The sequence below is a fragment of the Pseudoroseomonas cervicalis ATCC 49957 genome (genome assembly GCF_000164635.1).
GTDB lineage: Bacteria > Pseudomonadota > Alphaproteobacteria > Acetobacterales > Acetobacteraceae > Pseudoroseomonas > Pseudoroseomonas cervicalis.
The window spans coordinates 1-1,380 of the sequence record NZ_GG770860.1 but is presented as its reverse complement, the minus strand read 5'-3'; the positions used below and the strand labels follow the sequence as shown (position 1 = coordinate 1,380).

Here is a 1,380-nt window from a genome sequence, read left to right as displayed (position 1 = left end):
CCGCCGTGGGCCCCGCCGCCGCGCCGCCGCCGCCCGCGCCCGAGCCGGCGCGCGTGCTCAGCCAGGCCGAGATCGACAGCCTGCTGGGCTTCGGCGATGGCGGCGAGGAGGATGACGAATCCGCCACCGGCATCGAGAAGGTGATCGCGCGCGGCCTCGTCTCCTACGAGCGTCTGCCGATGCTCGAGATCGTCTTCGACCGCCTCGTGCGCATCATGTCGACCAGCCTGCGCAACTTCACCTCGGACAATGTCGAGGTGTCGATCGAGGGCATCACCAGCCTGCGCTTCGGCGACTACCTGAACACCATCCCGCTGCCGGCCATGCTGGTCGTGTTCAAGGCGGAGGAATGGGACAATTACGGGCTGGTGGTGGTCGATTCGGCGCTGATCTACTCGGTGGTCGACGTGCTGCTGGGCGGCCGCCGCGGCACCACCGCCATGCGCATCGAGGGCCGTCCCTACACCACCATCGAGCGCGGCCTGATCGAGCGGCTGACCGAGGTGGTGCTGAAGGACCTCTCCGACGCCTTCGGCCCGCTGGCCGAGGTCGAGTTCCGCTTCGAGCGGCTGGAGGTCAATCCGCGCTTCGCCGCCATCTCGCGCCCCTCCAACGCCGCCGTGCTGGCCCGCCTGCGCGTCGACATGGAGAGCCGCGGCGGCCAGCTGCAGCTGCTGCTGCCCTATGCCACGCTGGAGCCGGTGCGCGAGCTGCTGCTGCAGCAGTTCATGGGCGAGAAGTTCGGCCGCGACAGCATCTGGGAGACCCACCTGGCCGAGGAGCTGCGGCAGACCGAGGTCGCGCTCGACGTGGTGCTGGACGAGCAGACCATGCGGCTCTCCGACGTGGTGCGGCTGCAGGTGGGCGACCTGATCACGCTGGGCGTCGGCCCGGGCGCGCCGGTGCGGCTGCGCTGCGGCGACACCTCGCTGTTCGAGGGGCAGGTGGGCGGCCGCAAGGGGCGGCTCGCCGTGCGCATCGACCGCGCCATGCCGCGCCAGGCCGAGGGGCTGCGCGACCCGGTGCGGCCCGGCCGCGATGGCGCCCAGCGGACGGGGGGGATGCTATGAGCCTGCTGGAATGGGGGCTGCAGGCGGCGCTGGTGCTGGCGCTGTTCGCCGCCCTGCCGATGGCGCTGCGGCTGGAACGCGCGCTGACCGCGCTGCGCAAGGACCGCGCGGCGCTGGCCGCCACGGTGCAGGGCTTCACCGATGCGACGCGCGAGGCCGAGGCGGCGATCGCCCGGCTGCGCGCCGCCGCCGAGGGCGCCGGCCGCGGTGTCGCCGAGCAGGTGGCCGCCGCCAACGCGCTGCGCGAGGATCTCCGCTACCTCTCCGACCGCGCCGAGGGGCTGGCCGACCGGCTGGATGCCGGGGTGCG

The 1,380-nt window shown here is 73.1% G+C and carries 2 protein-coding genes; both read left to right on the top strand.

What is annotated here, in order from left to right; all coding sequences use genetic code 11:
- Window positions 1–5 precede the first annotated feature (5 nt).
- The gene (gene fliM, locus HMPREF0731_RS19740; protein ID WP_083854581.1) at window positions 6–1,070 is read left to right on the top strand and encodes a flagellar motor switch protein FliM; all 1,065 of its coding nucleotides are present in this window, start codon (window positions 6–8) and stop codon (window positions 1,068–1,070) included.
- On the top strand, window positions 1,067–1,380 hold a 314-nt coding region (locus HMPREF0731_RS19735; protein WP_007005981.1), incomplete at its 3' end, for a DUF6468 domain-containing protein. The genes fliM and HMPREF0731_RS19735, both read left to right, overlap by 4 nt.